The organism is Spongiactinospora rosea (assembly GCF_003315795.1).
Lineage (GTDB): Bacteria > Actinomycetota > Actinomycetes > Streptosporangiales > Streptosporangiaceae > Spongiactinospora > Spongiactinospora rosea.
Genome location: NZ_QMEY01000061.1, coordinates 1 through 6,431, shown reverse-complemented (window position 1 = coordinate 6,431; position 6,431 = coordinate 1). Strand labels below are relative to the sequence as shown.

The window sequence follows — 6,431 nt, the reverse complement described above, 5'->3', positions numbered from 1 at the left end:
CGGCCGAGTCCATGAACAGTCTCTACAAGAAGGAGCTCATCGACTTCTACGGCGGCTGGAAAGGCGTCATGGACGTGACTATCGCCACGATGGAATGGGTTGCCTGGTACAATTCTGAACGGCTACATTCTTACTGTGGGAACGTCCCTCCGGTCGAGTATGAGGAGACGTTCCACCGATCGACCGCCGGCACTGACCTGGCGGCCGAGAACCAAGCGATCTAGCCTCCAATTTCGCCGGGGCGGTCCACCCTCACCAAGCCACAGACCGACCTCCTGGCCAAGCTCGACATCCCCCGTCCCACGCAGGTCATCGACCTCCAGCCCGCAGCCCGCTGACCAGCACAAACCCGACCGCCTAGAGAAACGCCTCCAGGCGGGCCACACCCATATCCGCCCAGCTCAGACACCAAATCCGTGCCTCCAGGGCGCCGAATTATGTCGAACCCGGGCCAAAGGCGGGCCGCCAATGTCGGGGCGCCGGGCTCTTTCCGTTGCGGATGTCGGAGGAGACCGATCCCACCGGAAGCCCGTTGGGGAACTTCTGGGAGAAGTCGATAGTGGCCACTGGCCGGCTGGAAGAGATCATCTCAACGTATGAGTCGGTGGGCGGGATGATGATGGTCTCGCTCGTGGTGGTGCGCAGGGTGAACCGACCGTCGGCGCCATCGGTGGCGGCCGGTTTCGCCAGGCCAGTGGGCAGGCTGCTGAGCAGGGCCGTTGTGGCGATGGGCCTGCCGATCGTCGGGGAGGCATGGGGGACTCGTGGGGTGGGACGGGCCAGGGCATCGTCGCTCCGGCCTGGCCCCCTCTTCCTGGTTGAACGCTAGTAACCATTCGACTCCTAGAGTCACCGACTGCCTGCTCTTGCGTAGCGAGAGCACCGCTGTATGCATTGTCTGCCTGGCAGCATGGCTACCGTGACCCTGCCGGCCACATCGTTTGGCCTTCCCCTCGTAGCGTGGAGACCGAACCGGAAGAGGTTTGGTCGTGGCCGCAGTCACGCGGCGGCGCTTTAATCCGGAGTTCCGGGCGGGCGCGGTGCGTATCGTGAAGGAGACCGGCAAGCCCGTGGCCCAGGTGGCGCGGGATCTGGGGATCAGCCCGTACACGCTGCACAATCGGGTGCAGATGGACCGGTTGGACGAGCAGTACAACGGCAACGGGGGTAAGGCGCTGGAGGAGTCCGAGCAGGAGGAGTTGGCCCGGCTGCGGCGGGAGAAGACCGAGCTGGCCAAGCAGCACGCGCGTGAGAAGGCGGCGTGGCAGAAGGAACGCGCCGAGCTGGAAGACGAGCGTGATGTCCTCAAGCGTTCCGTGGTCTTGTGGGTCAAAGAGGCGATGGGCCGGTAAGCGTGGCGGCCTCCCGTCAGCTCCCAGAAGACCGAGCACGACATTGACCACATCACCTCCTGTCGGGCGCTGGGCGTGTCCCCGTCCTGGTACTACAAGTGGAAGAACCGCATCGGTGTCGACGCACCAACCGCCAGGCAGCGCCGGCGGGCCGACCTGGATGCACAGATCATTCGTTCGTTCGAGGCGTCGGGCGGCACCTACGGTTCGCCTCGCGTCACCCGTGACCTGCATGAGGCGGGCTGGCGGGTGTCGGAGAACACGGTGGCGGCGCGGATGGCCGGGCTCGGCCTGGCCGGCCGGGTGCGCCGCAAACCGCGCTCACTGACCCGGCAGGGCAGGCGGCCCGCCGCCCCTGACTTGGTACGCCGGAAGTTCACCGCGGTCGCGCCGGACGTGCTGTGGTGCGGCGACGTGACGCAGATCGACACCGGTGAGGGCAAGTTGTACCTGGCCACGGTCGAGGACCTGTTCTCGCGCCGGTTGCTCGGCTACGCCATGTCCGAACACCACGACGCGGCGCTGACCTGCGCCTCGCTGCAGATGGCTGCGGCCACCCGCGGCGGCGACTCCGACGGAGTGATCTTCCATACGGACCGCGGCTCGGAATACACTGCCGCCCGCCACCAGGAGCCATGCCTGCGCCTGGGCGTCGTGCAGTCCATGGGCCGTGTCGGCTGCGCACTCGACAACGCCGCCGCGGAGGCGTTCAACAGCACCCTCAAGGTCGAGTACGTGCACCGCCACCGGTTCCGCACCCGCGCCGAAGCCCGCCTGAAGATCGCCACTTGGATCGCCGACTTCTACAACACCACCCGGCGGCACAGCGCCAACGACGGCCTGCCGCCCACCACATTCGAACGTCACATGATCGACAAGAGACAAGCCTCATCGGTCCTGCTCAGGGTCGCTGTGGCATAGAACCGTCTCCACGTTTCGGGGGGATTGACAGTTGGTGTTCGTCGAAGCGGAGCAAGTTCGGGTCGATTGCTGTCTTGGCCGGCTGGTGCTGAATGATCGGGAAGTTCCCGCATGAGTTGGTGTAAGAGCACGGGCCGTCAGGGGCTACGGAAGGCTGCGCGGTAGGCCCTCGGGTTGGTGCCGACCTGTCTGGCGAAATGGTGCCGTAGAGCCTCGACCGAGCCGAACCCCGTCATCCGCGCGATCCGCTCCACAGGCAGGCCGGTCGTCTCCAGCAGTTCCCTGGCCCGCCGCACACGCTGGTCGAGCAGCCACTGCAGCGGGGTCATGCCCAGCCTGGCGCGGAAGCGGCGCGACAGGCTGCGCGTACTCATGGCGGCCTGCGCCGCGATGTCGGCCAGGGTCAGCGGCTTGTCCAGGTTGTCGTGCATCCACTGCAGGGCCGGGGCGAGATCGTCGGAGTCGCCCTCGGGGTCGCGGTGCTCGATGAACTGGGCCTGCCCCCCGGCGCGCTGCGGCGGCATGACGATCGCCCGGGCGGCGTCGGCCGCGGTGGCCGCGCCGAGGTCTCGGCGCACCATGTGCAGGCACAGATCCAGCCCGGCCGCGACCCCGGCGGAGGTCAGGACGTCCCCTTCGTCGACGAACAGGACCGAAGGATCCACCTCGATGCCAGGGAAGTCTCGCGCCAGATGATCGGCGAGATACCAGTGGGTGGTGGCGCGACGGCCGTCGAGCAGCCCGGCCGCCGCCAGCACGAACGCGCCCGTGCAGATGGAGGCCACCCGGCAGCCGCGAGCGGCGGCCGTGCGCACTACCCGCAGCACCTCCGGATCCGGCGGCCGCTCAGGGTCGCCGCCCGGGACGATCACGGTGTCGGCGCTCAGCGCGCCGCCGAGGCCGTACCTCGGGGAAAGCTGGAAGAGGTCCTGGTCCCAGGCCGTGGCGTTGAGCGGCCGATCGGCGCACACCCGCACCTCATAGGCAGGGCTCAGATCCGCTTGCCGCGCGGCGGCGAACACCTGGGCGGGGATCGCCAGATCGAAGGCCACCACCCCATCGAAGGCCAGAACGGCGACAACATGCATGTGGCCAGATCTTACGCATACCGGGCATTCGAGCCACTGTTCACTTCGCGCACGCACCAACATACTGATGCGGCCCCCACCCTCATTCCCCTGCGGAGGTCACATGCGCTCGCTCAGCGTGCATACCGTCCTGTACGACGACGTCGAGGACCAGGACTTCATCGGCCCGATCACGGTCTTCGGCGTCCTGGAACACGTACGGCACACCTACGTCACCGTCGACGGCCCACGAGCGGTGACCACCACGTCCGGGGCCGAGATCACCGTCCGGGCCCCCTGGTCGCCCGGAACCGCGGACGTGATCATGGTGCCAGGAGGCGGTTACGGCGAAGGCTCCGGCGTGGACCGCGAGATGACCCGCGGTGCGCTGCCGCGCGCACTGGCCGCGGCCGCCCGGCCCGGCCTCGTCCTGGCGGCGGTGTGCACCGGCACACAACTGCTCGCCGCGGCCGGCCTCACCGACGGCCGCCCCTGCACCACCCACCACATCGCCGAAGACGACGTTCGAGCACGAGGCGGCGACGTCGTCAGGGCCAGAGTCGTCGACGACGGCGACCTGGTCACCTCCGGCGGCGTCACCTCTGGCCTGGACCTGGGGTTGTGGCTGGCCGAACGCTTCTACGGCCCGCAGGCCGCGCTGCTGGCCGAGGAGGTGCTGGAGTACCAGCGTCGCGGCACAGTCTGGCGCGCCGCGCAGTGACCCCTTCAGTCCCCAGGCGACCGAGATGACTCAGCCCGCGCTGCCATGGGATTTTCCTGGGGGTTCGGGGCGGCCGGTGGCCTTTCACCCGGCGATGAACGCCGTTCGGCCGCTGGACGGTGAGCCGCGGGATGGTGACGGTGCCACCATCGTCCCGCAGCCTGCCACCCTGTGCCCATCCCGAGCTCACTCCCTTCCGCAGGAGTGAGCACAACTCTTAGCCTCGGCCGAGGAGCCACGTCCGTGAGCGGGGTGTTCACGAGTGGGTCTGGCCTGCTGATGAACCAAGGGGTAGCTGATCGCTTCCCAGGATGAATGTGATCGTTTCCCGGCGATTGAAGAGGGCCGAGAGCCGTTACGATGCTCACCGTGGTGCACCCGGATCCCCTGCTCGAGCTCATCCACCGCACTCCAGCGGCCGCCGAGCCACTGACATGGCCGTTCGACTTCGACGTCTCCCGCACCGATCACGTCGAGGTGGTGAAGCCGGCGTCCGGTGATGCGCTTGAAGCAGTTGCCGGTGATGGCTCGGGCGGGACGTTCTTTCTCTGCGGGGACGCAGCCGGACAACGGCCCGTGCTGTATGCCGACTCCGAAGGGCAGGCCGAACTGATCGGCCGCGATCTGGCCACCGCGGTCCAGCTGATCGTGAGAGTCCCGTACTGGAGGGACTGCCTAGCACGCGTCCCCGGTGGTCTGGAGGCGATGTGCTCAGTGGTTCCGGAGCTGGAGCAGGAGTACGGCGACAACGGTATCGATCTCGAGGCGTGCCGTACCTCGGTGGCCGAGTTGCTCGCATTGCCTCTTCCGCCGACAGCGGACGTGCTGGCCGATCTCCTGGAGACGGTGACGCTTCCCGGCTTCGTCCTGCTCACCGAATGGGGCGATGCTTACGAATCGATCAGCAGATGACCTGTCGGGCTCGGCTGGTGACCGATCGGCCGGACGCTGCATCGGTAAGTTCGACTGTCTTCAACAATCGGCAGGGCCTGGCGTTGACGCGTCAAAGGTGAACAACGCTCGGGCGCGCGTCGGCGCGGCCATAGGCGAGGATGCGCCGCAACGCGCTCCGAAACTCCTCGATCGCTTCATCGTCTGCCTCGATGATCGCCTCGATTTCGGGATCGGGCAGGCCCAGCGCCTCCAGATCGTCCGGATCGAGCACGATGCGTAGCACGTTGCCGTGCAGGGTGAGTTCGTTGACGGCGCCGTAGGCGGTGCCTTGGTTCGCGGTGACCACGCAATGGGTGTCCCAGCCCAGGGCAATGTCTTGCTCGTCGGGCTCGTACAAGGAGCACTGGAAGTCGAACATCATGCCGTCGCCGTCCTCGGTCTCGGCGATACCGGCCGACAGGCAATCGTCGGCCCCATCCTCGACTCCGACCACTCGGGCGATGAACCTGATCGTCATATCGCGGGAGAGTAGCGGCATATCGGTCCGGCAGATGAAGTGGGCAGGCTGCAGGCCGACAACGCGGCTGATGCACTGATCAGGAGGCTGTCCGGCTTTTGCGTCTGGGACGTTGCAGTTTCATCTGCCGCGCTTTCTCATCACTATCTACAGTTACGCTACGTAGGCATATGCGCCTATTTGCGGTTGCAGATCACTCGTCGAGCCGGATGTCGAGATCGGGAGGCGGGTATGACACCGCTGGACGCGACCTCGCTGCTGGACCGACTGGTGTCTGCGCTCGGCCAGCCGCACAGCACACCACCGGCCGCGAGGTCACGCATGACTCTCGGCCCGTTCGTGCTGCGCTCGCAGCGACTGCACACCGCCGGCGCCCTTCTCCGCGGCCGCCACACCCGCTCGGAACAGCCTGCCGACGGTCACGCCACCATGACCGGGGTGGTCCTGGTCGGGCTCGCCGAGGGCGTTCTGGCCGGGCTCGCCCTGGCCGCGCTGCTGGCGCTGCGGCGGCTGACGCGGGTCACGATCGACAAGCGTGAGGAACCGGACGGACGCCTGCACGTCACCGTCTCCGGTTCGCTCACCTTCCTCGGCGTACCACACCTGACCCAGGAACTGCGGTCGATCCCCACCGGCATCACCGTCGACCTCGACCTGAACATCGACTTCATGGACAACGCCGCCTTCGAGGCCATCCACTCCTGGCGGCTGGACCACGAACGCCTGGGCGGCACGGTCGCCATCGACGAACTCCACGACCAGTGGTACACAATGGCGGCGGGCGGCGCCCGGATGGCCCCGGCCAAAAGCCCGCCGAAGCCGGCCGGGCGCTGGTGGCTGCCCTGGACCCACCGCCGCCGGGCCGAGACGGGCATGACCGAGAGCGAGAGCGAGTGCCGGATCACCCAGGGGGCGCAGGAGTTCCACCGGCGTACCGCGCCGCTGGTACGGCCCATCTT

7 protein-coding genes and 1 pseudogene are annotated in these 6,431 nt (G+C 67.3%); 6 read left to right on the top strand and 2 right to left on the bottom strand.

Annotated features, from left to right (window positions below; all coding sequences use genetic code 11):
* From DP939_RS45055 to DP939_RS45040, 3 genes are all read left to right on the top strand, one after another.
* Positions 1-224, top strand: a 224-nt coding sequence (locus DP939_RS45055; protein WP_147267783.1) for an integrase core domain-containing protein, incomplete at its 5' end; no start/stop codon positions are given.
* 765 nt (positions 225-989) lie between these two features.
* Positions 990-1,352, top strand: a complete 363-nt coding sequence (locus DP939_RS45045; RefSeq protein ID WP_113986958.1) for a transposase — start codon at positions 990-992, stop codon at positions 1,350-1,352.
* A gap of 42 nt (positions 1,353-1,394) precedes the next feature.
* Positions 1,395-2,273 (top strand): IS3 family transposase, encoded by an 879-nt coding sequence (locus DP939_RS45040; RefSeq protein ID WP_113986957.1) that lies wholly within the window; start codon positions 1,395-1,397, stop codon positions 2,271-2,273.
* A 137-nt stretch (positions 2,274-2,410) separates the two neighbouring features.
* Here the strand turns inward: DP939_RS45040 and DP939_RS45035 are convergent, their stop codons facing one another.
* Positions 2,411-3,361 carry a GlxA family transcriptional regulator gene (locus DP939_RS45035; protein WP_113986956.1) on the bottom strand — a complete coding sequence of 317 codons (951 nt, stop codon included), beginning with the start codon at positions 3,359-3,361 and terminating at the stop codon, positions 2,411-2,413.
* Between the two features lie 103 nt (positions 3,362-3,464).
* Here DP939_RS45035 and DP939_RS45030 point away from each other — a divergent pair, with 103 nt between their 5' ends.
* Both DP939_RS45030 and DP939_RS45025 read left to right on the top strand, forming a co-directional pair.
* Entirely contained in the window at positions 3,465-4,061 is a 597-nt protein-coding gene (locus DP939_RS45030) for a DJ-1/PfpI family protein (protein WP_199565855.1), read from the top strand.
* A 360-nt stretch (positions 4,062-4,421) separates the two neighbouring features.
* Complete coding sequence (locus DP939_RS45025) at positions 4,422-4,973, top strand: hypothetical protein (RefSeq protein ID WP_113986954.1); 552 nt, start codon at positions 4,422-4,424, stop codon at positions 4,971-4,973.
* Positions 4,974-5,064: 91 nt separating this feature from the next.
* Here the strand turns inward: DP939_RS45025 and DP939_RS45020 are convergent, their stop codons facing one another.
* On the bottom strand, positions 5,065-5,472 hold the full coding sequence (locus tag DP939_RS45020; RefSeq protein WP_113986960.1) for an Imm10 family immunity protein: 408 nt from the start codon (positions 5,470-5,472) through the stop codon (positions 5,065-5,067).
* A 231-nt stretch (positions 5,473-5,703) separates the two neighbouring features.
* On the opposite strand from DP939_RS45020, the pseudogene DP939_RS45015 reads away from it, so the two are divergent.
* A pseudogene (locus DP939_RS45015) lies at positions 5,704-6,431 on the top strand (hypothetical protein); the annotation flags it as partial.